Annotated in this window: 22 protein-coding genes; 10 read left to right on the top strand and 12 right to left on the bottom strand. The window is 59.9% G+C overall.

From position 1 onward, the window contains the following. Positions 1–52 precede the first annotated feature (52 nt). From V476_RS12125 to V476_RS12105, 5 genes are all read left to right on the top strand, one after another. Positions 53–268 carry a DUF1127 domain-containing protein gene (locus V476_RS12125; protein ID WP_003340365.1) on the top strand — a complete coding sequence of 72 codons (216 nt, stop codon included), beginning with the start codon at positions 53–55 and terminating at the stop codon, positions 266–268. A 312-nt stretch (positions 269–580) separates the two neighbouring features. Next, positions 581–898: a DUF2388 domain-containing protein gene (locus V476_RS12120; RefSeq protein WP_003340363.1), complete on the top strand. Its 318-nt coding sequence runs from the start codon at positions 581–583 to the stop codon at positions 896–898. 86 nt (positions 899–984) lie between these two features. After that, complete coding sequence (locus V476_RS12115; RefSeq protein WP_003401226.1) at positions 985–1,290, top strand: DUF2388 domain-containing protein; 306 nt, start codon at positions 985–987, stop codon at positions 1,288–1,290. A gap of 38 nt (positions 1,291–1,328) precedes the next feature. After that, entirely contained in the window at positions 1,329–1,649 is a 321-nt protein-coding gene (locus V476_RS12110) for a DUF2388 domain-containing protein (RefSeq protein ID WP_003316115.1), read from the top strand. Further along, on the top strand, positions 1,646–3,607 hold the full coding sequence (locus V476_RS12105; protein WP_024960017.1) for a DUF7844 domain-containing protein: 1,962 nt from the start codon (positions 1,646–1,648) through the stop codon (positions 3,605–3,607). The genes V476_RS12110 and V476_RS12105 overlap by 4 nt, the downstream gene beginning before the upstream one ends. Here V476_RS12105 and V476_RS12100 read toward each other — a convergent pair whose 3' ends face one another. The 5 genes from V476_RS12100 to V476_RS12080 form a co-directional block, all read right to left on the bottom strand. Continuing rightward, the gene (locus tag V476_RS12100; protein ID WP_003421390.1) at positions 3,608–3,985 is read right to left on the bottom strand and encodes a hypothetical protein; all 378 of its coding nucleotides are present in this window, start codon (positions 3,983–3,985) and stop codon (positions 3,608–3,610) included. It lies immediately after the preceding gene. Positions 3,986–4,151: 166 nt separating this feature from the next. Then, positions 4,152–4,595, bottom strand: coding sequence for a hypothetical protein (locus V476_RS12095; protein ID WP_003316111.1), 444 nt, complete (start codon positions 4,593–4,595; stop codon positions 4,152–4,154). A gap of 247 nt (positions 4,596–4,842) precedes the next feature. Then, positions 4,843–5,118 carry an HU family DNA-binding protein gene (locus V476_RS12090; protein ID WP_003316110.1) on the bottom strand — a complete coding sequence of 92 codons (276 nt, stop codon included), beginning with the start codon at positions 5,116–5,118 and terminating at the stop codon, positions 4,843–4,845. 191 nt (positions 5,119–5,309) lie between these two features. After that, a complete protein-coding gene (locus V476_RS12085) occupies positions 5,310–6,458 on the bottom strand; it encodes an NAD(P)/FAD-dependent oxidoreductase (protein WP_024960016.1) in 1,149 nt (382 codons plus the stop codon). A 63-nt stretch (positions 6,459–6,521) separates the two neighbouring features. Next, positions 6,522–6,689: a rubredoxin gene (locus tag V476_RS12080; protein ID WP_024960015.1), complete on the bottom strand. Its 168-nt coding sequence runs from the start codon at positions 6,687–6,689 to the stop codon at positions 6,522–6,524. 187 nt (positions 6,690–6,876) lie between these two features. Between V476_RS12080 and V476_RS12075 the strand changes: the two genes are divergently transcribed. The 5 genes from V476_RS12075 (at position 6,877) to V476_RS12055 (ending at position 12,007) form a co-directional block, all read left to right on the top strand. After that, a complete protein-coding gene (locus V476_RS12075) occupies positions 6,877–7,437 on the top strand; it encodes a chorismate--pyruvate lyase family protein (RefSeq protein WP_024960014.1) in 561 nt (186 codons plus the stop codon). Then, positions 7,437–8,327, top strand: a complete 891-nt coding sequence (ubiA, locus tag V476_RS12070) for a 4-hydroxybenzoate octaprenyltransferase (RefSeq protein ID WP_004419246.1) — start codon at positions 7,437–7,439, stop codon at positions 8,325–8,327. Before V476_RS12075 ends, ubiA begins: the two co-directional genes overlap by 1 nt. A gap of 167 nt (positions 8,328–8,494) precedes the next feature. Continuing rightward, entirely contained in the window at positions 8,495–9,184 is a 690-nt protein-coding gene (gene phoB, locus V476_RS12065) for a phosphate regulon transcriptional regulator PhoB (protein WP_002555882.1), read from the top strand. A gap of 60 nt (positions 9,185–9,244) precedes the next feature. Then, positions 9,245–10,567, top strand: a complete 1,323-nt coding sequence (gene phoR, locus V476_RS12060) for a phosphate regulon sensor histidine kinase PhoR (RefSeq protein ID WP_004419247.1) — start codon at positions 9,245–9,247, stop codon at positions 10,565–10,567. Between the two features lie 99 nt (positions 10,568–10,666). Next, positions 10,667–12,007 (top strand): hemolysin family protein, encoded by a 1,341-nt coding sequence (locus V476_RS12055; RefSeq protein WP_003316097.1) that lies wholly within the window; start codon positions 10,667–10,669, stop codon positions 12,005–12,007. Between the two features lie 60 nt (positions 12,008–12,067). Here V476_RS12055 and V476_RS12050 read toward each other — a convergent pair whose 3' ends face one another. The 7 genes from V476_RS12050 to V476_RS12020 form a co-directional block, all read right to left on the bottom strand. Next, positions 12,068–12,970 (bottom strand): peptidoglycan DD-metalloendopeptidase family protein, encoded by a 903-nt coding sequence (locus V476_RS12050; RefSeq protein ID WP_003316096.1) that lies wholly within the window; start codon positions 12,968–12,970, stop codon positions 12,068–12,070. 159 nt (positions 12,971–13,129) lie between these two features. After that, positions 13,130–17,791 (bottom strand): deaminase domain-containing protein, encoded by a 4,662-nt coding sequence (locus tag V476_RS12045; protein ID WP_024960013.1) that lies wholly within the window; start codon positions 17,789–17,791, stop codon positions 13,130–13,132. A gap of 176 nt (positions 17,792–17,967) precedes the next feature. Then, complete coding sequence (locus V476_RS12040; protein WP_024683545.1) at positions 17,968–18,858, bottom strand: response regulator; 891 nt, start codon at positions 18,856–18,858, stop codon at positions 17,968–17,970. A 204-nt stretch (positions 18,859–19,062) separates the two neighbouring features. Beyond that, positions 19,063–19,824: a phosphate signaling complex protein PhoU gene (phoU, locus tag V476_RS12035; RefSeq protein ID WP_003340338.1), complete on the bottom strand. Its 762-nt coding sequence runs from the start codon at positions 19,822–19,824 to the stop codon at positions 19,063–19,065. Between the two features lie 70 nt (positions 19,825–19,894). Further along, positions 19,895–20,728, bottom strand: a complete 834-nt coding sequence (gene pstB / locus V476_RS12030) for a phosphate ABC transporter ATP-binding protein PstB (protein ID WP_003316092.1) — start codon at positions 20,726–20,728, stop codon at positions 19,895–19,897. 66 nt (positions 20,729–20,794) lie between these two features. Beyond that, a complete protein-coding gene (gene pstA / locus V476_RS12025; protein WP_174518583.1) occupies positions 20,795–22,411 on the bottom strand; it encodes a phosphate ABC transporter permease PstA in 1,617 nt (538 codons plus the stop codon). 69 nt (positions 22,412–22,480) lie between these two features. After that, the gene (locus tag V476_RS12020) at positions 22,481–24,766 is read right to left on the bottom strand and encodes an ABC transporter permease subunit (protein WP_024663070.1); all 2,286 of its coding nucleotides are present in this window, start codon (positions 24,764–24,766) and stop codon (positions 22,481–22,483) included. Between the last annotated feature and the right edge of the window lie 66 nt (positions 24,767–24,832).

Raw genomic sequence — 24,832 nt, 5'->3', positions numbered from 1 at the left:
GCACCAGTCAAGCAACTCACTTATCCCGCCACAAGCGGAAGGAAGTCACACCATGGAACGTACAATCAGTTCCGATCTTTTCAGCGAAAGCACCGTTAACACCGCAAAAACTTCTCTGCCTCTGCGCGCGTTCGCCAATCTGATGCTCTGGCAGCGTCGCTTGTCCAGCCGCCACCAGCTGGCCCGTCTGGATGCACGTCTGCTGGCTGACGCCGGTATCAGCGAATCCCAGCGTTACGAAGAGCTGAGCAAGCCGTTCTGGCGCTAAACATGCGCCCGCTGGTCCTTGACCGTTAGGTCTACTGCCAGCAACCCGAATTGCTTCATACAAGACCCGTCTCAGGCAACTGAGACGGGTCTTGTCGTTTCACGGGGCAGATTCAGAGGGGGGTGCGAAAGCAGTACAGATTGAGTAATCTAAAATTATGGCAGGTACAGTTACCAAATATTGCAAACTGTGTAAGCCGAAGCCGTCGACCTTCATGACAACTGCAGCATCGGTGGGATAGTCTAGCGCTCTACCTCAGCCCTTCGGCTTCGCAGGCAGTCTGTGCCCACTTGTCCAAAACGGAATTCGATCATGTCTCTGCTACGTAACCTTGGCGCTGTCTTTCTGTTGACCGCCGCAGCCGGTGCAAACGCCTCCAGCTTCATTGTCACCACCGACGCAGTGGTCGATGCCGTCAATGCAGCGACGCGCGCGACCTCCAACGTTTCTTCTTCTCTGAAAGACGACAAGATCGTTCTTGCCGCCCGTGACGATGCCGCCAGCTTCGTGGCCAGCTCCGGCGACATCCGCAGCGCTCGCCTTGAAGGCGCGTTGCAGCACATCCGTCAGGTTTTGCCTGAACTGCAAGCCAGCGATAGCCAACTGGCTCAGGCCATTCTGGCCATCTGACCGCTGCGCCCCGGCTACGTGCCGGGGTAGCTCTGGCCCGCGCATTGCGCTAGCCTTGGAGCCTGTTTTGCCGGTTCGTGAAAGTCATGCGTCTAGTGCACCTTCTGTATATCGCTCCCTTTGCCAGCCTGATGTACGTCAGTCAGGTTCAAGCGTTCGATACGACCACGCAAGGCCTGGTCAAGACCGGCTATGCCACCAGTCAGGTCTCGACAGGACCGTTCGATAACAAACTGATCATGGCTGCCCGTGACGATGCTGCTGCATTCATCGCCAGCGGCGGAGAAATGCGTGGCGCCCGGCTTGAGTCAGCGCTGCATGCCCTGCGTCAGGCAGATGCAAAACTTCATGCCAGCGACCTTGAACTGGCGCAGGCAATCCTCGTCCAATAGCCACTTTCCCCTCTTCGCGTAACTGGAGACGTCACTACATGCGTACCCCGCTGATTGCTGCTTCCCTTGGCCTGCTATTGCTGGCCGATTTTGCCCAGGCCCAGACTGTTGTGGCTACGAGCAACATCATCGTTCGTGCGTTCGGCCGTACCATCGATTTCACTTCCGACACCACCACATCGATCCGCGACTCCAAGGTCGTTCTCCAGGCCAAGGACGATGCTGCCAGTTACGTTGCCACCGGTGGTGATATCCACGGAGCCCAACTGGATGCTGCTTTCGACACGCTGCGTACCCGCGTACCGGAAGCGCGCGGTGCAAGCGATCAGACCCTGGCTGAAGCAATCCTCGCATTGTGAGGCGGTTTCGCGCCTGGCTGCTTGCTGGCGCGCTGTCGCTGGTCGGTACGCATGCCTTTGCCAGCCTGAAGCTGGAACTGCACACCGACGGCCTCGATGCGCCGCAACAGCAAGCCAGCCAGGCGCTGCTCGACGAAGCCCTGCACGCACTACCGCCCAGCTTCGTCGAAGCACTGGACCGCACCGTCGAGGTGAGCTGGTCCGCTGACATGCCGCAGAACGCCTATGGTCAGGCTGCAGGTCCTTATCAGCTGTACCTCAACAGCCACCTGCTGGCCTCGTTGACGGACGGCTCGGCAGCCACGGCCCAGACGGGCCGGCCACATGGTACGGTGCGTCGTGAGTTGCTTGCCACTGTCCTGCATGAGCTGACCCACGTCTACGACCGCGCCCGCCTGTGGTCGCCCAGCGAGCGAGCGGCGATTTTTCGCTGTACCTCACGCAGCAGTTCGCTGGGCAAGATCGGCCTGCCTGACAACTGTCGCGGCCAGACCGAGCGACGCTTCACCCTGAGTGACGATCCTCGCCTGCTGGACCTGGCGGGCTGGCAGCAATATGTCGGACGTCGCGGCGACCGCGAGGAACATAACGGCCAGGTTGCCCGCAGCCCGGACATCTACGAAACCACCAGCCCGCTGGAATTCGTGGCGGTGAACATGGAGTACTTCCTCCTTGATCCGGCCTACGCCTGCCGTCGCCCTGCCCTGTATGCATATTACAAGGAGCGTTTTGGCTGGGCACCTGCAGCCCATAACGAATGCCCGAAGTTCTACCCCTACCTGAACGCCGGCAGCGACTTCGGCCGAGAGCCGTTGGGCAAGCTGGACCCGGAGCGGGCCTATGCGGTGGATTATCTGCTGGCCGAGGCGAACCAGAACTGGGCAAGCCGCTGGGGCCACAGCATGTTGCGCCTGGTGATCTGCAAACCCGGCCGCCCGCGTGGTCCGGATTGTCGACTGGACCTCGATCAGCACCTGGTGCTGTCGTACCGGGCGTTTGTTGGCGACGTGCAGCTGTCCAGCTGGGACGGCCTGATGGGTGCCTACCCGTCGCGCCTGTTCGTTCTGCCACTAGCGCAGGTCATCGATGAATACACCAAGACCGAACTGCGCAGCCTGGCGTCGGTACCAATCAAGCTGTCGCGTCCGGAAATAGAAGGGCTGGTGCAGCACGCCGCCGAGATGCACTGGAGTTACGACGGCAACTATTACTTCCTCTCGAACAACTGCGCCGTTGAAAATCTCAAACTGCTGCGCGCCGGTACGCACAACCCCAAGCTCGTCGGCCTGGACAGCATTTTGCCTAACGGTTTGCTTGAAGTCCTCGAAGGCCGTGGGCTGGCTGACACCAGCGTACTGGACGATCCCAAGGAAGCGCTGCGTCTGGGCTATCGGTTCGACTCCTACCGCGACCGCTATCAGGCGATGTTCGAAGTGCTGAAGAAGCACCTGCCGATCAAACAGAACACCGTGGAAGACTGGATGGCGCTACCCGCCAGTGAGCGCAGCCAGTGGTTCGGCAAAGCCGATCTGCGCACCAGCGCTGCGATTCTGCTGCTGGAGCAGGCCAGCCTGCGCAGGCAACTGTTGTTGGCTCAGGACGAAGTGAAACAGAGCTACCTGGGTGCGCGGGAATTGAAAGACGGCAAAGTCTCCAACGCCACCAAAACGCTGCAGGAAATCCTCGCCAGCAGCGGGTTCCTCAGCCGGCCTGCCGAGCTGCTGGGCAGCGACGGGTACGGTTTGCCACAGGCGGGTGAATGGCAGCGTCTTGAAGCAGAAAGCAGTCAGCGCCAGAAACAGCTCAAGCGCCTGACCGGCGATCTCGACAAGGAAGTACGAGCCCTGCTGGAGCCTGAGCGTGCCAAAGAGATTGCCGCCAACGAAGCCAATCTCAAACAGGTGTCGGAGCACCTCAGGGCGTTGCACAAGGCTGCAGGCGGGCTGCAGTTGCCGTGATCAGGCCGTTTTCTTTCTCGGTTTGAGGTATTTGACCAGGCCCTGGAACCAGATCACCAGGGCCGGGTTGCCCTTGATCTGAATATCCTTGTCCTGAATGCCCTTCATGAACGCCAGCTGCTTGTTCTTCGCCTGAAGGGTATCAAAACCAAAGGCTGCATCACGAAACACGATGGCAAAGGCCGGCTCTGCAACCGTGCCACTTGCACTGCGGATCCGCTGATCGTTGACCACGAAGTGCCGCGCAACCTTGCCATCGGCGGTCTGCAGCTGAAAGGTCAGATCTTTGCCAGCCAATTGCTGCTGGAACGCCGGGTTGTTACGACTGGCGCGGGCCATCAGCAGGCCCAGCATCCACAAAAGAAAACGAAATTTCATACACGGCCTCTGAACACGCGGTTTCCGACTCGGAATCAGCGTGGCAGAGTAGCGGGTTATCGGCGCAAAACCTGTAGGACAAGAAAGGATTTCGAGGGAGATCGGCACAAAACAGTTACCGAACATGAGGATGCTGCTCCGCGTGGGAAGCAGCATCACACTGACATCAACGAATGCTGCTGATGCTGCCTTTGTTACCCGTGACCTTTACATCGACCTTCTTGAAGATGAAGTAGTCTTTGACGCTGACTTCGTAGCGCGGCGCAACAATCAGATCGGCACCGGAGGATTTCACCGCCTTGAAGGCGGCTGCCGCTTTGGTCGTCGAGACAGGATCAGGCAACGCCAGACCCAGGCCGCCACCGCCACTTGCGCCACCGTAGGTCACGCCGTCGGCGAACTGATTATCGCCGCCGAAGCTCAGGAAATTGAACAGCACGTTGGTGGACGACTCGCCGCTGATGGTACCGCCAACCTTGACGTCAGCTTTCAGGTCGGTTTTGACCGTGCCTTCCAGCGGCGCGCTTGGCTGGCTGACGTTGTAGCTCACGCAACCGCTGGTCGTGGCGATCAGAGCCGCAACAGCAGCAAACTTCCATGGCTTTTTCATTCTGGATTTCCCGAGAGTAATTGAAGGGGTGCAGCAGGGACGGCACTCTAAGGGAATCAACAACAAGAAAAAGTCAGGCAAAGCTGGGGCTTTGGAAGGCAATTACACGGAATGGAGTAGGACAATTCTCACAGGAAGCGAGAGGCAGCATCGGCGTCATGCGACAGAAACGAAAAACGGGCATCCAATCCGATTGGTGTGCCCGCCTGTAGGTTGTGCGTCTCCCGCCGAGGCGCACAACAGGGTGTCAAGGATTGACGCTGTCTTTCAGGGCTTTCCCCGGTTTGAAGGCGACCGTGTTGCTTGCCTTGATTTTAACCGGCTCCCCGGTCTGTGGGTTCTTGCCAGTGCGGGCGCCACGGTGGCGTTGCAGAAAAGTACCGAAACCTACCAGCGTGACACTGTCCTTGCGGTTCAGTGCGCCAGTAATCTCTTCAAGGATGGCATTGAGAACGCGATTGGATTGTTCTTTGGTGAGATCCGCCTTTTCAGCGATGGCGGCTGCAACTTCTGGTTTACGCATATGAAGCCTCTTTTACGGTTTTTTGTTTTTATGTCCCGCGCCGCTTTTGTAAAAAACGGCAACAAGGCGCCGCGACAGCTCTACGTAGCGGCAGACGAGGTCGAGAATGGCATGCCGAACTGACCCGCGCCAGTGCATGAATGCGGTTTATTGGCAGAAATGCAGGGTCAATCCGACAAAATGACGTGAAATCACGCCAATAACGCAGGTAGCACCTTGTTGAGTGCGAGTTTTTCCATAACCGCAGCGCCGGTCAGGGCATAGCCCAGCAGATGGCCATCAGCGTCATGACACAGCGCCGTGATATCAGCGCCCTGCCCTTCGACGCTCCAGTGGCCATCGCTGCCACGCGGCGGCGGCGAAACCACCAGCGGGCAGGCGGGCGTCTTCACGGTGATCGGCATGGGCCCGTATTTGACGGAAGTCGGGTTTCCGGCCAGCGTCTGGGCCAACGCACGAGCGCAGCTCATCAATGGCATCACGTAGAGCAGGTTCAGGCCATCGACTTCAGCGCAATCACCCAGCGCGTGGATGTTGGCGTGGGAGGTTTGCAACAGGCGGTCGACCAGAATGCCGCGCCCGGTCTGCAAGCCGGCAGCAGCGGCCAGCTCAATGCGAGGACGCAGGCCGATGGCTGACACCACCAGATCGCAGTCCATCACCTGCCCGTCTGACAAGTGCGCTTGCAGGCCCTCACCATCGCGGTTCAGGCGGGTCAGCACCGGGCCCAGATGGAAACGTGCGCCCAGGCTTTCCAGACCGGACTTCACCGCAGCCGCGGCCTCAGGGGGCAACAGGGTCGGCATGACCTGTTCGCACGGCGCCACCAGATCCACTTCATAGCCGCCCAGGATGAGGTCGTTGGCGAACTCACAGCCAATGAGCCCTGCGCCGAGAATCAACACCCGACGCTTGCCCGCCGCAGCCGCGCGGAAACGGGCGTAATCCTGAAGATCGTTGATCGGGAAAATCGCGTCGCCTGCATCGCCTTCCACCGGTACACGAATGGTTTCGGCGCCCCAGGCCAGCACCAGATCACGGTAATACACCGCTTCTTCGCCGATCCACAGGCGTTTGTGGCCAGGATCAATGCCGCTGATCCGCGTATGCGTGCGCACCTCGGCCTTTAGCTGATCGGCCATGGCGCCGGCTTCAGCCATGCTCAGGCCGTCGGCTTCCTTGTTTTTGCCAAAGCCGGTAGAGAGCATCGGCTTGGAGTAGGAACGGCCATCGTCGGCCGTAATCAATAGCAGCGGCGTGTCAGCGTCCAGCTTGCGAAACTCTCGAGCGAGGTTATACCCCGCAAGGCCGGTGCCGATGATGACGACAGGTGCGCTCATTGTTCTTCCCTATTTCACTGTGCCTGGTGCCCGTTGTTGCCAACCCCTGTTTGCAGGAAGCAATCAAGCGATTTCGATCATTTCAAAGTCCATCTTGCCCACGCCGCAATCCGGGCACATCCAGTCTTCCGGCACATCCTGCCAAAGGGTGCCGGGCGCAATTCCGTCATCCGGCCAGCCATCAACTTCTTTATAAATCAGGCCGCAGACGATGCATTGCCACTTCTTCATGTCAGGTTCTCTCGTTTATCAGGCTCAATAGCGTACGACGGTCAGTTGCCGCCTTCTGAAGGGCGTTGTACTGATCGGCAGGCGCGGATGCAAGTCTGATCTATGACCCGACGTTCTGCCGACCGTCGGTCGAGGCCGGCAATCATGCTAAGCTCGCGGCCTCGTTGGCTGCCGGAACTGGCTTACCGTGACCCAGCAATCCCCCGCATTCATTGGCCCTGCCTGGCTCGAGCGCGAGCAATTGATCAACGCGCCGGACCCGGTAATGCTCGAATGGTTGTTCAATAAGGACTCCCTTACTCGTCGGCTGGACCGTTTGTCTGACGGTCGTTTCAGCGTATTTCCGCAGTTTGAAGGCTGGCAGCCCTTGCGCCCTGACGAGTGCCTGGCGCTGGGCCTGCCAGAGGCTGGCGAAGGCTGGGTGCGCGAGGTGTACCTGCGCGGTAACGGCAACAACTGGGTGTTCGCGCGCAGTGTCGCCGCCCGCAGCGCGCTGCTGGATGGCGGCCTGAATATGGATGAGCTGGGCACTCGTTCGCTGGGTGAATTGCTGTTCAGTGACCCGGCGTTCGTGCGCGGCACGCTTGAAGTGTGTCATTACCCCGAGGCCTGGCTGCCCGCTGCCGACGCAGCGCGCGGGCTGTGGGCCCGCCGCTCGCGATTCGATCGAGGCGCATTGAGCGTGCTGGTCGCCGAAGTTTTCCTGCCCGCCCTGGGCACTGCGATCCACGACAAGGACCACGTCTGATGTACCTGTACCTCCTCAAATCCCTCAATCGTCTGAGCCCACGCGCCTGGGACTTCATCCAGCTGACACGCATCGACAAACCCATCGGCGTCTACCTGTTGCTGTGGCCGACCCTGTGGGCGGTCTGGATTGCAGGCAAGGGCGCGCCGTCGCTGCAGACCGTGTTCATTTTTGTGCTCGGCGTCTTTCTGATGCGGGCGGCAGGCTGTGTAATTAATGACTTCGCCGATCGCAAGGTGGACGGCCACGTCAAACGCACCGAGCAGCGTCCGCTGGTCAGCGGCAAAGTCAGCTCCCGGGAAGCGCTGGTGCTGTTTGCGGTGCTGGTCGGCCTGAGCTTTGTGCTGGTGCTGTTTACCAACGCGGCGACCATCTGGCTGTCGGTCGGCGGTCTCGCCCTGGCAGCCAGCTATCCGTTCATGAAGCGCTACACCTATTACCCGCAAGTGGTGCTGGGTGCTGCGTTCTCGTGGGGCATGCCGATGGCCTTCACTGCCGAAACCGGCGAGCTGCCCGCTGCAGCCTGGTTGCTGTACATCGCCAACTTGCTTTGGACTGTGGGCTACGACACCTACTACGCCATGGTCGATCGCGATGACGACCTGAAAATCGGCGTGAAATCCACGGCCGTCCTGTTCGGCGATGCCGACCGGGTCATCATCCTGACCCTGCAGGGACTGGCGCTGGGCTGTCTGATGCTGGCCGGTGCGCGCTTCGAACTGGGCGCGTGCTTCTACATCGGCCTGCTGGCAGCGGCGGGCTGCTTCGCCTGGGAATTCTGGAGCACCCGTGAGCGCGAGCGAGACGCCTGCTTCAAGGCCTTTCTGCACAATCACTGGGCCGGACTGGCGATATTCCTGGGCATCGTCGCTGACTACGCGGTGCGCTGAGTACAGCCACCGCCAGCCTGCGCACGACTGAAATAAATTCCGGATCGCGAGGCTTGCGGGCCCCCGCGACCTGTCAGCGTGCTAGCCTCATTCAGACCTGTCACACGACTGCAATAATTCCGTTATCTAATGCGCTCCAAGACAGTTAAATGACAAGAGGTTCGAGCATGGCTGGCAGGAGCATCCTGATCGTTGACGACGAAGCGCCAATTCGCGAAATGATCGCCGTTGCGTTGGAAATGGCTGGATACGACTGTATTGAAGCCGAAAACTCTCAGCAGGCCCACGCGATCATCGTGGATCGCAAGCCTGACCTGATTCTGCTCGACTGGATGCTGCCTGGCACCTCCGGCATCGAACTGGCCCGGCGCCTCAAGCGTGACGAACTGACCGGGGACATCCCGATCATCATGCTCACCGCCAAGGGCGAAGAGGACAACAAGATTCAGGGCCTGGAAGTGGGCGCCGACGATTACATCACCAAGCCTTTCTCGCCGCGCGAGCTGGTGGCACGCCTCAAGGCCGTGCTGCGTCGCGCTGGCCCGACTGACGGCGAAGCGCCCATCGAAGTCGGCGGCCTGCTGCTCGACCCGATCAGCCACCGGGTCACCATCGACGGCAAACCGGCCGAAATGGGCCCGACCGAATACCGTCTGCTGCAGTTCTTCATGACCCACCAGGAGCGCGCCTACACACGCGGTCAGTTGCTGGATCAGGTGTGGGGCGGCAACGTCTACGTCGAAGAACGCACCGTCGATGTTCACATCCGCCGCCTGCGCAAGGCTTTGGGGGATGCCTATGAAAATCTGGTACAAACCGTGCGCGGCACGGGCTATCGTTTCTCGACCAAGAGCTGAAAACCGCTGCGTCGACGCAGGGCAATGGCCAGTGCAGACCAGACAAGGATTTACCCCTAATTGAATCAAAATTGGCATGGCACTCTGATACGCCACATGTTGTTGCTGGTCACCGCCTGCCTGTTGGTCGGCCTGATCAGTGGGCAGTATGCCTGGAGCCTGGCCGCCGGGCTGGGGCTGTACCTGGCCTGGACCCTCAAGCAGCTGTTACGCCTGCACGACTGGCTGAGCAGCCACAAGGCCGACGAGCCGCCTCCGGACGGTTACGGTCTGTGGGGCGAAGTCTTCGACAGCATCTACCACCTGCAGCGCCGGGACCAGCGCGTTCGTGGCCGCCTTCAGGCCGTTATCGACCGCGTGCAGGAGTCCACCGCCGCGCTGCGTGATGCCGTGATCATGCTCGACAGCGACGGCAACCTGGAGTGGTGGAACCGTGCTGCCGAAACCCTGCTGGGCCTGAAGACGCCGCAGGACAGCGGGCAGCCCGTGACCAATCTGGTACGGCATCCACGCTTCAAGGAATACTTTGCGCTGGGCGACTACAGCGAGCCGCTGGAAATCCCGTCGCCGACCAACGATCGCCTGCGCATTCAGTTGCTGATCACCCGTTATGGCAACAATGAGCATCTGATGCTGGTGCGCGACGTGACGCGCATTCATCAGCTGGAACAGATGCGCAAAGACTTCGTCGCCAACGTGTCTCACGAGCTGCGCACGCCGCTCACGGTGATCTTCGGCTACCTGGAAACGCTGCTCGATAACGTGGACGAGGTCAACCCACGCTGGGTCCGTGCGCTGCAACAGATGCATCAGCAAGGCGGGCGCATGCAGACGCTGCTCAATGACCTGCTGTTGCTGGCCAAGCTCGAGGCCACCGATTACCCCTCGGACAACCACCCGGTGATCGTCAATTCCCTGCTCAAGACCATCACCGCCGATGCCAACGCGCTGTCGGGCAGCAAGAACCAGCAGATCCACCTCAGCCTGGAAAGCAACATGCGCCTCAAGGGCAGCGAAAGCGAACTGCGCAGCGCGTTTTCCAACCTGATCTTCAATGCCGTCAAATACACCCCGGCCGAGGGCGTGATCCGTGTTCGCTGGTGGGCCGACGAACGGGGCGCGCACCTGAGCGTGCAGGATTCGGGGATCGGCATCGAGACCAAACACCTGCCGCGCCTGACCGAGCGCTTCTACCGGGTCGATACCAGCCGCGCGTCCAATACCGGCGGTACAGGGCTCGGGCTGGCCATCGTCAAACACGTGCTGCTGCGCCATCGCGGCAATCTCGAGATCAACAGTGTTCTTGGCAAGGGCAGTGTTTTTACCTGTCACTTTGCCAGCGGTCAGTTGTCCAAACCCGCAAGCGACGATTCAGACTACTAGGCAATCCTGCTTCGAGCCGCTACATTGCCGGGTTCATAGCGTCTTCTCTGGCGTGACACGACCCTCTTCCTGTTAATACGGACCCTGCAAAACCCCATCATGGACCCTTCCCCTAGCTTTAACCTGTCTTCACTCTTCGCCGATTTCGGCATGATTCTGTTTGCTTTGTTCCTGGTCCTGCTCAACGGTTTTTTCGTTGCGGCAGAGTTCGCCATGGTCAAACTGCGCTCGACCAAGGTTGAAGCCATTGCCGACAAGAACGGCTGGCGCGGGCACATTCTGCGCAAGGTCCATGGCCAGCTGGATGCCTACCTTTCGGCCTGCCAGTTGGGTATCACCCTCGCCTCTCTGGGCCTGGGCTGGGTCGGTGAACCGGCCTTCGCGCACCTGCTGGAGCCGTTGCTCGCGGCGGTGGGCGTGGACACTCCGGAATTGATCAAGGGCGTGTCGTTCTTTACCGCCTTCTTCATCATTTCCTATCTGCACATCGTGATCGGCGAGCTGGCCCCCAAATCCTGGGCGATCCGCAAGCCGGAGCTGCTGTCGCTGTGGACAGCGGCGCCGTTGTACTTCTTCTATTGGTTGATGTACCCGGCCATCTACCTGCTCAATGCCAGCGCCAACGCCATTCTGCGCATCGCCGGCCAGGGTGAGCCCGGCCCGCACCATGAACACAGCTACAGCCGCGACGAGCTGAAACTGATCCTGCACTCCAGCCGTGGCCAGGACCCCAGCGATCAGGGCATGCGCGTGCTGGCGTCGGCGGTGGAAATGGGCGAGCTGGAAGTGGTCGACTGGGCCAACTCCCGCGAAGACATGGTGTCGCTGGACTTCAACGCGCCGCTCAAGGAAATCCTCGCCTTGTTCCGCCGTCACAAATTCAGCCGTTATCCGCTGTATGACGCTGAACGTGGCGAGTTCGTCGGGCTGCTGCACATCAAGGACCTGCTGCTGGAGCTGGCAGCGCTGGACCATATTCCGGAATCGTTCAACCTCGCCGAGCTGACCCGCCCGCTGGAACGTGTTTCCCGGCACATGCCGCTGTCGCAGTTGCTTGAGCAGTTCCGCAAGGGTGGCGCGCACTTCGCCGTGGTGGAAGAAGCCGACGGCAAGATCGTGGGCTACCTGACCATGGAAGACGTGCTCGAAGTACTGGTGGGCGACATCCAGGACGAACACCGCAAGGTGGAACGCGGCATTCTTGCCTATCAGCCGGGCAAACTGCTGGTACGCGGTGATACGCCATTGTTCAAGATCGAGCGCCTGCTGGGCATCGACCTGGATCACATTGAAGCCGAGACACTGGCCGGTTTGATCTACGACACGCTCAAGCGTGTGCCGGAAGAAGAGGAACAACTGGAAGTGGAAGGCCTGCGCATCATCATCAAAAAGATGAAAGGCCCGAAAATCGTCCTGGCCAAGGTGCTGAAGCTGGACTGACCGATCAGCGCCGCCTGTTCAGGATCGGACGCAGGGCGTGGAGCTACGAATGGCTCCCCCTCAATTCCCGCCGACGGCGAAGTTGGGCAGGCTCTGCACGGGGGTGGCGAATTCGTAGGGGATCGAGATCAGTTCATTGCCCGAGTTGCGCTGCACGACGAAGTGCAGGTGCGGGCCGGTGCTGTTGCCGGTGTTGCCCGACCGCGCCAGTGCTGTTCCGACGCTGACCCGTTGACCTTCCCTGACACTCACTGAGCCGCGCATGAGGTGCAGGTAGACGCCCATCGTGCCGTCCTCGTGCAGAATGCGCACAAAGTTGCCTGACGCATTCGAGCCCCGCCCTGACTGGCTGTTTTCGATCTTCACCACCGTACCGCCGCGCGCGGCAATGATCGGCGTCCCCTCCGGCATGGCGATGTCCATTGCATAGCGCCCCTTGACGCCGTAATGGCTGTATCTGCCATTCGGTCCCTGAGTCAGGCGAAACGGCCCGCCAATCCACGGCAGCGGGTATTTATAGGCCTGCACCGAGCCCTTGGGATCACCCAGGGTCGAACTCAGCACCGAGGCGTAGTTCATCGGCTTGCTCCCCACCTTGGGGCTCAAGACCACCACGCGCTGGTTGCTGCGCGCAGGGATCGTGCGGCGCAGCGTCGCTGACGAGCCAGACACCCCCAGCACGTTGGTCACACTGGAGAGCTTGAGTTCAACTTCGACCGGGGCGTACAGATCGTTGCGCACGTACAGGCTGTGTACGCCCTTTTCACGCCTGACACTCAAATGCACCTGGCCGTCGATACGCTCGACCATGCGGTCCCGAAACACCATGACCGATGCGCCGGGCGTCGGCCGGTCCGAAAAGGACACCACGCCATCGGCATCGGTGAACTTATAAATCGTGACAGCCCCGGCCGACTGCACAGTCAACATCAGGGCAAACAGGATAAGCAGGCGTTCAAGCATCGGGATGGGTCGGGTTCAAGGGCACTGGGTGCCAAGCCTAGCAGCCTTGCAGGCAGAAGAGGATGCAAGGGTATCAATCGGACATCAATGAAGCGTCAAGGAAGGCACGCCAGAGGCCCGGTACGCGGTGTCGTGTCACACCGCGCAAGGCTGACTCGGTCAGGAGGCCTGATAAGGCTTGAGGTACGTCACGGAAAAGTGCGCCTCGGGAAAGTCGAGTTTCAAGCGGGGCAAAACGAATCCGCCACAAGAGCGGCAGGTTTCCATCACGGTGAACACCTTGATATGGGTCAGGCTGGTAGACGCCATATCTTCCTTGAAGATCGTCGCAATCAGCCTTTCAGAATCGAGGTGACGCCCGAATTTCCTGACCACCAGATGATCGACGTCCCTGATGACCGGCAAACTGGTAAAACCCGGATCAGGCTGACGCCCGGCCATGCGGGCCCTTGCATCACAGTAGATCACCCCGTCGATGACCCGCTCGGTTTGCTCGGCGACGTCTGGCTGCAGCTTCAGGTCCCGGGCTTTTTTGCCTCCGGAAAGCGCGTAGTAGACGATCCGCTCGCCCGACTCGGTGTAAGCCTGCAGAAAAGACAGATTGGCGCCCCTGACCTGCTTCATTATTCGTTTGGGTGCATTGGGCATCACGATACTTTCCAGGTTCAACCTCTCCCATTTGATCGGAGAACCCTGTGTCGGCAGCAGGTGATTGAGCACTTCGACAATATGCTGCTGTTCCGGCAGGCTTCGCTGGGTGATTTTTTTGAAATCCGGAATGCTGTTCCTGGCCAGTTCAACGAATTTCTTCTGAATATCCTCGCCAGACATGATATTCGCGGCAAATCGCAGGAGATCATTCGGCTTCTGATTAGCCATGCACCACTGCACATAGTCGTTGTAGTTCTTGACGGGTTCTGCCCAGGACACAAGCCATTCGTCGCGCGTGGAATCGTCCAGCAGGTCAAACAGCAGACGTGCAATATTTTCCTGGTCCTGCTCGGCATCGGGAAGCTCACGAACCAGTCGATACTGTTCGGAAACTCTGATGTACTCGTTGATCTGCGCCACATCGGTCACACGGGAAAACTTCAACTCGAGCCCACTCCCGGTGATGGCAGCCTTGTAGAAAACGCCTGTGTCCGGCTCGATATAAATCCAGGGCACGCTCTCCGTATCCAGCCGGATACCACGCAGGGTTCGGGCATCTGCGATGCCCGATGCGATAGGCCCGAGCTCGATGACAGGTATGTGCACATATATCCAGAAGGCGTCTTGCAACGGGAAGTTTTCCGGCAGCCCCAAAAGCCCTTTCTCCGTCAGCGCACCAGAAAACTCTGACAAGTAAACTGGCGTCTCGGGCAACGCAAAGAGCGCTCGCTCGGCGTCGGAAAGCGCTACGACCCCTTTTCCCGCAGGTGCTTGCGTCGAGGTGGAGGCGGAGGGTTCAGCGGTATCAGCCCATTTGCAGAACTTGCCTTCGTTGACGAAGACATCAATGTCCGGAATCGTGGAGTCGGCACCCAGCGACAGTCGGGCCAGGCCGAATTCGCGGGCGTCCATCGCATTACTCGGATATTTGCCAGTGCGTGTGGGGGACGTAGAGCCTTCGCTTATCGGCTCTGGCGCAGGCGTTATCAGCTTCACACCGTGGCTGCAGGGAGCCTGTATCAGGTTACGTCGAACCCGACAGACCGCTTCGTTTTCCTGCAACGAAGCGGAACGTCGAGAAAGCCTCTCGACCGCCAACGTGCGCAGCGCCGCATCGTGGGCGTGGGTGTCGAGGTGGTAGATCCGCTCATCCACGAGGATATCGAATACCCCCTCCTCCCTCTCGATGGTCTGCACCTTACAGCCTTCGACGATTCGTATCTCACAGGCCCCCTCACCGACCGGGATAACCGGCGCGATGGCCGGGTAATGCTCGGGGCCTATACGCTCCTGCGCTGAAAAAACTGAAAACTCCGTGAGATTGTTCTGCGACAGGGGCGTCAGTCTTTTCCCGAATACTGCGTCGGATCGCGGATCGCAAAGCCTCAAGTCCGGCTGTTGCGCGGTACCGACATCGCGTACAGCCACATCGCGTCTGCCATCGACCATCACGACCCTGTCCACAGACTCCACATTCACCGGCAGTGGCGTTGCCACGCTGTCGGCGAGTCGATACATGCCTTTGTCCAGACCGAAGACGGTATCGAGCAGTGACTGAGATGAAAACACGGTGCGCAGCGACGGCACCTCCTCCAGCAGTGCAGACCAGCCACGCACGCCCAGTTTCAATCCACACCGCCCCAGGTCTCGCACGGCGAACACGGCACTCTGCTCTGCCAGGCCGCCGATCAATGTGCTGACTGCCTTGCCGGTGAGTCTGGCGACTGACTCGACACTCATTTCGCCAGCCCGCAGGATGATTCGAGCCGTCGAGCCGGCGAACTGTCCAAGCGGAATCAGCGCGAAAGCCAGATCCGTCACGCAGTCGAGGACCACGCTGCCAGACCGATCACCGCTGGCCAGGTCCTTGATGCAGCCATAAAAAGGAATGATCAGCCGCGCAGCCATGTCAGCGAACTCGCGCTCCCTGGCCCAGATTTTTTCCCATTCCGTCTCATGCAGATGCAGCGCCTTGCTTTGCTCGAAAAACCGGTCAAGCAAATGTGCTGCGGCCTTGTTCGCCAGATGTTCCAAAGCGCTTTGCTGATCGGCATCGGCCTGGAAGATCAAGTCGCCGGAGGGCACCAGCGTTCCTGGCTGCGGTCGGTGATAAGCGATCGCGGAGCGTGAAACGGTGCCGTTGAGGTAAGCGTCGCTGTCCATTGGCCATAAGGGCGTAACGCTGGCTTTTTCGATACGCCGCTGGTGAGCCTGTTTGCGGCTGAGCGCTTCGGTAATCGGAATAGTGCCCGACCACGTGACACCCTCGACCTCATAGGTGAAGGCTTGATGCACCTCACCGGCTACACCGGCTGCCGGTATCAGCTCGAAAAAACGCTCGTTCACCGAGTGACCGTGAAAGTCGCTGCGGTGGTCGCCTTGCTGGCATCGAATGAAGAGCCCCTGCGTGCCCTCTTGTGCGCCGAATCGCACCCGACTGACCTCGCAAGTCGAGTTCAACAGGGTATTTCGATGCTGCGCCTGCATTTCGGACAACAGTCGCCTGATGATGCGGGCTTGTGCACTGACCAGCGATTGCTGAAACCGATCAAAAGCACTGGCGTAGGCATCGGGAATCGTAGGCTGCCCCTCGATATACACCTCGCCCATCATCAGCAGCTCGACAACCGTCGCTTGCGGCTTGCCAGCGGCTATCACACGATCCAGGGAGTAGGATGCTGCCACCGTAAACCCGTGCGCCTGCAATATTGGCCAGTGATCGATCTTGATGCTCTGATCCCACAGCCGCTGATCGACGCCTGCTTTCTCCAGCATCTGGTGCGCCAGCTTCTTTCGGTCCGCAGGCTTTATTCCCAGCAGGCTGTTCAACTCCTCCGCATGCAACGCCTGCTGATTATTCAGAAAAGCCAGCGCCTGACTGATCTGCCCGGCGGTTGCCTGATGTACATCGTCAGTGCCCGCCCCTTGAATAACGCCCTGCGCAGTGGCGTAGCGCAAGGCCGGGACCACCAGCGTGCGCGCCCACAAGGCATGAATCCCGGCATCGCTCGACTGAGCCAGACCCGCACTGACCCTGACCAGCTCATCATAAGGTGCGATTTGCGACAGACCTGGCGTCAGCGCCTCGACCAGCGCAACGCTGTGAATCAGCGCCACACTTTGCAACGAGCGCCCGTATTGAAGATGATCGGGGACACTCGCCACCAGAAGCTCAGGCATCACCTCGCGTAAAAACAGGTAACACAGCATGTCGAGGGTGCTGGAACGCGCCTGCGGATAGTGCGCACGAATCAACTGACGAACCCTGTCGTAAAGCTGGACATGGCTGTATTCACACACCCAGCCGCGGCGCAGGGCAACGTCCAGCGGCTCGCCATCGAGCTGCACAGTCGCCGCAACCCGATCAGCGATCACTCGCCCGGCGAGCGCCTGCGTAATGCGCGGCGACGCCTGTTCTCCAGGCCGCCCTCCGTACCAGTCCATGTAACCCAGCAGCGGTGCGAAGAGCGATTTGAACTGGGCGGTCTGGCTCAAGGCAGACCAGGTGTCGTGGGGGCTGAACCGCAGATAGCTTTCCGTGGCATCAAGCTCGCACAGCAGCTCGATACCTGATTGTTGAAACAGGTAATCGAGATGCCGCACCGTGCTCCAGACCTCAAGCGCCGGGACATCCACATCAAGGCTATGAGCGCTGGGCAGCGACTTGTCCGGCTCGCTGCTTGAATGCAACGCCGGCATCAGCAACAGGGCAGCAAGCGCTATCAGCGACTCGAATGATAATCCTGAATGCTCGGACCTGAGGCTGATCGCCAGAGAAAGCGTGCGCATGCCCGGTACCAGGGTGGCGTCGCGGATAGCGGCGTCAAGCCAGCGTGCGTTACCGGGATTGACCACATGGGCCGCGAGCCGGCGCAGATACTCGCCACGGGTAGCCAACGACATCGCCGTCGAAGGATCGACCTGCAGGTCACTGTCGGGCCATTCATTGGCGGGTATCGCCGCCAGTCTGAGCGCTACCGAGGCCTGTATGTCGGGCTTGGCCAGCCGCTCATCGAGCGAACTGAGCAGTGCGTTATCGCGGTATTCGGCATCCGGTGTCAGCCCGACAAGGGCCTCGCAGAACAGACGCAAGGCAGAGCGCCTGGTCACGACAGATGCGGGGTGGGCAGTTGCAGTGCCTGGGGTTGATTGCAGCGGGTTGAGCGTCATTGGGGGTTTTTCCAGTAGGTATTTGCATTTTCATGCGACTGGAAAAACTAAATAGAACCCTGCGCTACCGCGAAAGAAGCACATCTGTATCGAACAGGCAGGAAACAACGTCGCTGACTGTAAGCTGCACGCCAACGCAGCGCCGGCATGCCATTCAGATCAGCGGCAGGTGGAGGTCAGGCGCCCGGGATGAAGTGCTTCTGCGCCGTGCCACGAGCAATCAGACGCGACAGGTAATCGAGCTTCTGCGCGTCGTGATCGACAAAGCGGAAGGTCACTTGCAGCCATTCGCTGTCCGGCTTCTGCTCAAAGGCGGCGACGGAGTGCAGATAGCCGTTCAGGCGTGCAACCTCGTTGTCCTCGCCCTGCTCAAGGTCCAGCACCGCGCTGTCGAGTACCTGTGGCAGGTTTTCGCTGACGCGAATCACCAGTGTGGCGTCTTTCAGGGTGAGGGCCTTGATCACGCATGACTGAGTGCCGTTGGGCAGGCGCAACTGGCCCTGGCCGCGACCGGTCGGCTGTGCCGATCTGACGGGTGCAGGGGCGGGCCTGGGGGCTGCGGCCGCGGCTGCAGCAGGCGCGGCACGAACCACTTCGGCCTTGCCACCGGTCAATGCACTCAGTGAGTCATTGAGCGGCGAGTTCATGCGTGCCGGGGCTGTGGACATGACGGCGTCGAGCTTGCCGACTTTTGCCAGCGCTTTCTTGACCTTGGTCAGCAGCTGTTCATTGGTGAACGGCTTGCCGACAAAATCGGTCACACCGGCCTGAATGGCCTGCACGACGTTTTCCTTGTCGCCACGGCTGGTCACCATGATGAACGGGACGGTTCTCAGGTAATTGTCTTGCTCACGGCACCATGTCAACAGCTCCAGGCCGGACATTTCGGGCATTTCCCAGTCGCACAGAATCAGGTCGAACGCCTCTTTGCCCAGCAACGTCTGAGCCTTGCGACCATTGACCGCGTCCTCGGTATGAATCCCGGGGAAATAATTGCGCAGCCCTTTCTTGACCAAGTCGCGAATGAAAGTCGCGTCATCCACCACCAATACACTGACCTTACTCATCGACGCTCCTGCGGGCGTGTTCACCTGGAGGCGAACTGCGGTATGCCAACACGCCCTTTGTTTCGGCAAGCATAGCGTTGACTGATAGCCAACTGCCATATTGATTGACTGCGCCGCGGCATTTAATCCGCAGGCGACGGGAAATACTGATCTGCGCAACGAAAAACGCCCAGCGCGTGCTGGGCGTTTTTCTCGCAGGCAATCTTACTTATCGTCAGCGTTGCCCGGAACATTAGCGGTTTCGCTCGATATACCCTGCACTTCTTCCTTCATGCGCTTGAGACCCATGTGCCGCACGTCGGTCCCGCGCACCAGGTAGATCACCAGCTCGGAAATGTTGCGCGCATGGTCGCCGATTCGCTCCAGAGAGCGCAGCACCCAGATGACGTCCAGGACCCGGGAGATCGAGCGTGGATCTTCCATCATGTAGGTCGCCAGCTCGCGCAGGGCCGTCTTGTACTCGCGGTCGATGGTCTTGTCGTACTGCGCAACCGACAGGGCCAGCTCGGCGTCGAAACGGGCGAACGAGTCCAGCGCATCGCGCACCATGTTGCGCACCTGATCGCCGATGTGACGCACTTCGACGTAACCGCGTGGTGCCTCGCCCTCTTCGCAGAGCTTGATGGCACGGCGCGCGATCTTGGTCGCTTCATCACCAATGCGCTCCAGGTCGATCACCGACTTGGAAATGCTGATGATCAGGCGCAGGTCGGACGCTGCAGGCTGGCGACGCGCCAGAATGCGCAGACATTCTTCGTCGATGCTGCGCTCCATCTGATTGATCCGGTCGTCGACTTCGCGAACACGTTGGGCAAGGCCAGAGTCGGCCTCGATCAGCGCCGTGACCGAATCGTTCACCTGCTTCTCGACCAGGCCACCCATTTCGAGCAAATGGCTGCGAACGTCTTCGAGTTCAGCGTTGAACTGTTGGGAAATGTGATGCGTATGGCTGTCTTTGTGGATCATGCTGGGTGTCCTTGGAACGTCCGGTTAATTGCGAAAACGCAGCGGTGGTTCAGGGCTGACGAAGCACGTACTACCCGTAACGACCGGTGATGTAGTCTTCTGTCTGTTTTTTTGCCGGGTTGGTGAACAAGGTATCCGTATCACCGAACTCGACAAGTTTGCCCATGTACATAAACGCGGTGTAATCCGACACCCGAGCCGCCTGCTGCATGTTGTGGGTAACGATCACAATGGTGTATTTCGATTTCAGTTCGTAGATCAGTTCTTCGACTTTGAGGGTCGAAATCGGATCGAGTGCCGAACAGGGTTCGTCGAGCAGCAGGACTTCCGGCTCCACGGCGATCGTTCGGGCAATGACCAGACGCTGCTGCTGCCCCCCGGATAAACCCAATGCCGACTCATGCAGTCGATCCTTGACTTCATCCCAGAGCGCAGCGGCTTTCAGCGCCCACTCGACAGCTTCATCGAGCACGCGCTTCTTGTTGATCCCCTGAATGCGCAGCCCGTAGACCACGTTTTCATAAATCGTCTTGGGGAACGGATTGGGCTTCTGAAACACCATGCCGACGCGGCGACGCAACTCGGCGACTTCCTCGCCCTTGGTGTAGATGTTGTGCCCGTACAGGTTGATCGCGCCTTCGACCCGGCAACCATCGACCAGGTCGTTCATGCGGTTGAAGCAGCGCAACAACGTCGATTTGCCACACCCGGACGGACCGATGAACGAGGTCACCTTCTGCTTCGGGATATTCAGGGCGATATCAAACAGCGCCTGCTTGTCGCCATAGAACAGATTCAGCCCCGGCACTTCGATGGCCACGCTTTCGTCGGCCAGATCCAGGCTGTGCTTGTGCCGTCTCAGGGCCGACATGTTCATGCCACTCGTCGGGCTTTCATGCTGCATGGATTGCTCCTGTGCGAACGGTTCGCGTCATCGAACGGCCGCGTTTGCCAAAGGGCGAATTCGGGATCAATTGTCGAGCGCCTTATACTTTTCCCGCAAATGATTACGGATGCTCACCGCTGACAGATTGAGCAAGGCGATGACCAGTACCAGCAGCAGCGCGGTGGCATACACCAGCGGGCGTGCGGCCTCGACGTTGGGGCTCTGGAAGCCGACGTCGTAAATGTGGAAGCCAAGGTGCATGATCTTCTGATCGAGGTGCAGATAAGGATAGTTGCCGTCCAGCGGCAGCGACGGCGCCAGCTTGACGACGCCCACCAGCATCAAAGGCGCAACCTCGCCGGCGGCACGCGCCACCGCGAGGATGAGCCCGGTCATCATCGCCGGGCTGGCCATTGGCAGTACGATTTTCCACAGCGTCTCGGCCTTGGTTGCACCCAGTGCCAGCGAACCTTCACGCAAGGTCAGCGGAATGCGCGCCAGCCCTTCTTCCGTCGCCACGATCACCACCGGCACGGCGAGCAGTGCCAGGGTCAGCGAAGCCCATAGCAGGCCCGGCGTACCGAACGTCGGGGCAGGCAGCGCTTCAGGAAAGAACAGCCGATCCACCGAGCCGCCAAGCACATAGACGAAGAACCCCAGACCGAACACACCGTAGACAATCGCAGGCACACCGGCGAGGTTGTTCACCGCGATGCGAATCAGCCGGGTAACCGGACCCTGGCGCGCGTACTCACGCAGGTAGACCGCCGCCAGCACGCCAAACGGCGTGACGATCACGGCCATGATCAGGGTCATCATCACCGTGCCGAAGATCGCCGGGAAGATACCGCCTTCGGTGTTGGCTTCGCGTGGATCGGCGCTGAGAAACTCCCACAGCTTCTCGAAGTAGAAGCCAAGCTTGGTCACCGTGCCCATCGCATTGGGCTGATAGGCACGCACCACTTTGCCCAGGCTGATTTCGATCTCTTTGCCGTTGCCATCACGCGCGGTCAGGCTGTCGCGATCAAAGGCCTGGTGCAGCCCGTCAAGACGCGCCTCGATAACCTTGTAACGCGCATCCAGCTCGGCCCGCTCGGCAGCCATGTCCGCTTGCGCGGCGGCATCCAGCCGGCCATTGAGTTCCAGCTTGCGGGCCTGTAAGCGCAAGCGCTCAATAGCGTGATTGATGGCACCAATGTCTTTCTTTTCCAGGGTATAGAGTTCGTCAGCCAGCTTTTCGACGCGCTTGATGCGCTCTTGCAGGACCGGCCAGGCCGCGTCGCCTTCGGCCACGACACGCCCGCCTTCCTTGACGTTGACCAGATAGCCGTAGAAATTGCCCCACTCGCGACGCTCCAGCGTCATCAGGTCTGCAGGCCGGCTCTGCCCGGTCAGCCATTCGCCTACCACCCAGTTGAAGTCACTGGGGTTGAGATCGCGATTGCCGACCTTGAACAGCTCGCGGGTCATGAATTCCGGCCCTTGATCAGGCACCGGCAGGCCCGCGCTTTTCAGGCGCGCACGAGGTACTTGCTCCTGCTCGACCCGCTCACCGACCAGAACGCTCGACTCCTGATTGGGGACTGCATACTGTGCGCTCACCAGATCGGCGGGCCAGAAATGCCCAAGGCCACGCACGGCGATCACCGCCAACAGGCCGATGGTCATGATCACAGCGATGGATACGGCGCCCGCACTCATCCAGACGCCGGGGGCGCCACTTTTGAACCAGTTCCTGAGGGAGTTCCGCTTCACCAACGCCTACCTTCCTTACAGCGACGAGTATTGCTTGCGCAGACGCTGACGAATCAGCTCTGCGAGGGTGTTCATCACGAAGGTGAACATCAACAGCACCAACGCCGCCAGAAACAGCACCCGATAATGGCTGCCGCCCACTTCCGACTCCGGCATCTCCACCGCGACATTGGCCGCCAGCGTACGCATGCCTTCAAACAGGTTCATGTCCATGATCGGCGTATTGCCGGTCGCCATCAGCACAATCATGGTTTCCCCCACGGCCCGGCCCATGCCGATCATCAAGGCAGAAAAGATGCCGGGGCTGGCAGTCAGGATCACCACCCGCGTCAGGGTCTGCCACGGCGTCGCGCCCAGTGCCAGCGAACCCAGCGTGAGGCTGCGCGGCACGCTGAACACGGCGTCTTCGGCAATCGAATAAATGTTGGGGATTACCGCGAACCCCATGGCGATACCGACCACCAGCGCATTGCGTTGATCGTAGGTGATACCCAGGTGGTCGCGAATCCAGGTGCTCATGTCCCCGGCGAAGAACCAGCTCTCCAGGAGCGGGCTCATGCTCAGCGAGAACCAGCCCACCAACAGCACGACCGGAATCAGAATCGCGCCTTCCCAGCCATCGGGAATACGCAAGCGAAGCGAATCAGGCAGGCGGGTCCAGAAAAAGCCCGCCAACAAAATGCCGATCGGCGTGAGCAGCAACAGGCTGAAGATGCCGGGCAGATGCCCTTCCAGATACGGGGCCAGGAACAATCCGGCAAAAAAGCCGAGAATCACCGTCGGCATCGCCTCCATCAACTCGATCACCGGCTTGACCTTGCGGCGCATGCCAGGGGCCATGAAGTAGGCGGTATAGATCGCGGCAGCCACGGCCAGCGGCGCGGCCAACAGCATGGCGTAGAACGCCGCTTTCAGTGTGCCGTAGGTCAACGGTGCCAGGCTCAGCTTGGGCTCGAAATCGGAGTTGGACGCCGTGGACTGCCAGATGTACTTGGGCTCGTCGTAACTCTCGTACCAGACCTTGCCCCACAGCGAACTCCAGGAGACTTCCGGGTGCGGGTTGTCCAGCGTCAGCGGCAGCAGCTTGCCAGCGCTTTCAATCAGAATCCTGTTGGCGCGTGGCGATAACGCCAGAATGCCGGGCCCCTCGGCGACCTTGTCGATCAGCAGGGTGCGGTGCGCTGTGCTGTGGAATACGCCCAACTTGCCGGAAGCATCCAGAGCGATGAAGCCCTTGCGGCGCTGCTCGGCCTTGATCTGCACGATAGGTGCGCTGCCCAGGCTGAAATCGCGGATGCGCATCAGGCGCTGCTCGCCGTCAGTGTCCCGGGCCATGAACCACTGGGACATACTGCCCTTGGAGTTGCCGATGATCAGCGAGATGCCGCCAACCAGTTGAGCGCTCGCCGTGATCTCGGCGTTGCCGTCTTCCAGCAATTTATAGCGGCCGTTGAGGCTACGATCGCGCAGGCTGAACACATCCGCCTGCGCGCGCCCGTTGATGACATACAACCATTGCTGGCGCGGGTCAATGTAGATCGCCTTGACCGCAGCGGACATCTGCGGCAACTCGACACGCGTCTGCTCGCGGGTCATCTCGCCGGTCATCATGTTTTCTTTCTGTTCGAGCGAGATGACGTGCAACTGAGTGCCGGTCGCCCCTGCCAGCTTCAGGCTGTCGCCATCGGAGCTGACGGTGACATGCTCGACCGCACGCCCGGCCTGATCCAGCACCAAGGGTGCCTCGCCGTAGGGCCAGGCCACGCTCGGAGTGATGGTTTTTTGATCGTTAGGGTAGGTCGTCAAGTACGAGTGCCTGAACACCAGCACCTGACCGTTGGACAAGCCCAGGGCTATCAATGGCGCACCGGGCTGATCCTTGCCGATGGACGCGACGGAAACGCCAGCGGGGAGCGGCAAGGCAATGCGCTGCAGCTCTGCGCCGTCATCGATGTTGAAAAAGACCACTTCGCCCTTGTCGGAGATGCGCATGCCGATCTGGTTCTGCTCTTCGATGGTGATCATCATTGGCGCACCGGCGTCCGGCAGCCAGGCGGCATTCAGCGCAGGGTTGGCGGTCAGGCTGGCACCTTTGAAAAGCGGCGCAACCACATAGGCAAGGTAGAAGAAGATCAGCGTGATGGCCGCCAGCACGGCAAGGCCACCAATGGCGACGTACCAGTGAGTGAGCCGGTCCTTCAACGCACGGACACGACGCTTTCGCACCATCGCGGGCGTATTGAAATCAATACGCGCTGGAGGCGAGCTCTGGTCCATCGTCGATTTGAACAGCTCATTCATGCGCACACACCGTAGACGCATTTTATGACAGAAACATTACAGCAAGGTGACGCAAGAAAGCCCGCC

Source organism: Pseudomonas syringae KCTC 12500 (genome assembly GCF_000507185.2).
GTDB classification, from domain to species: domain Bacteria; phylum Pseudomonadota; class Gammaproteobacteria; order Pseudomonadales; family Pseudomonadaceae; genus Aquipseudomonas; species Aquipseudomonas syringae.
This window is presented reverse-complemented; position numbering and strand designations above follow the sequence as displayed.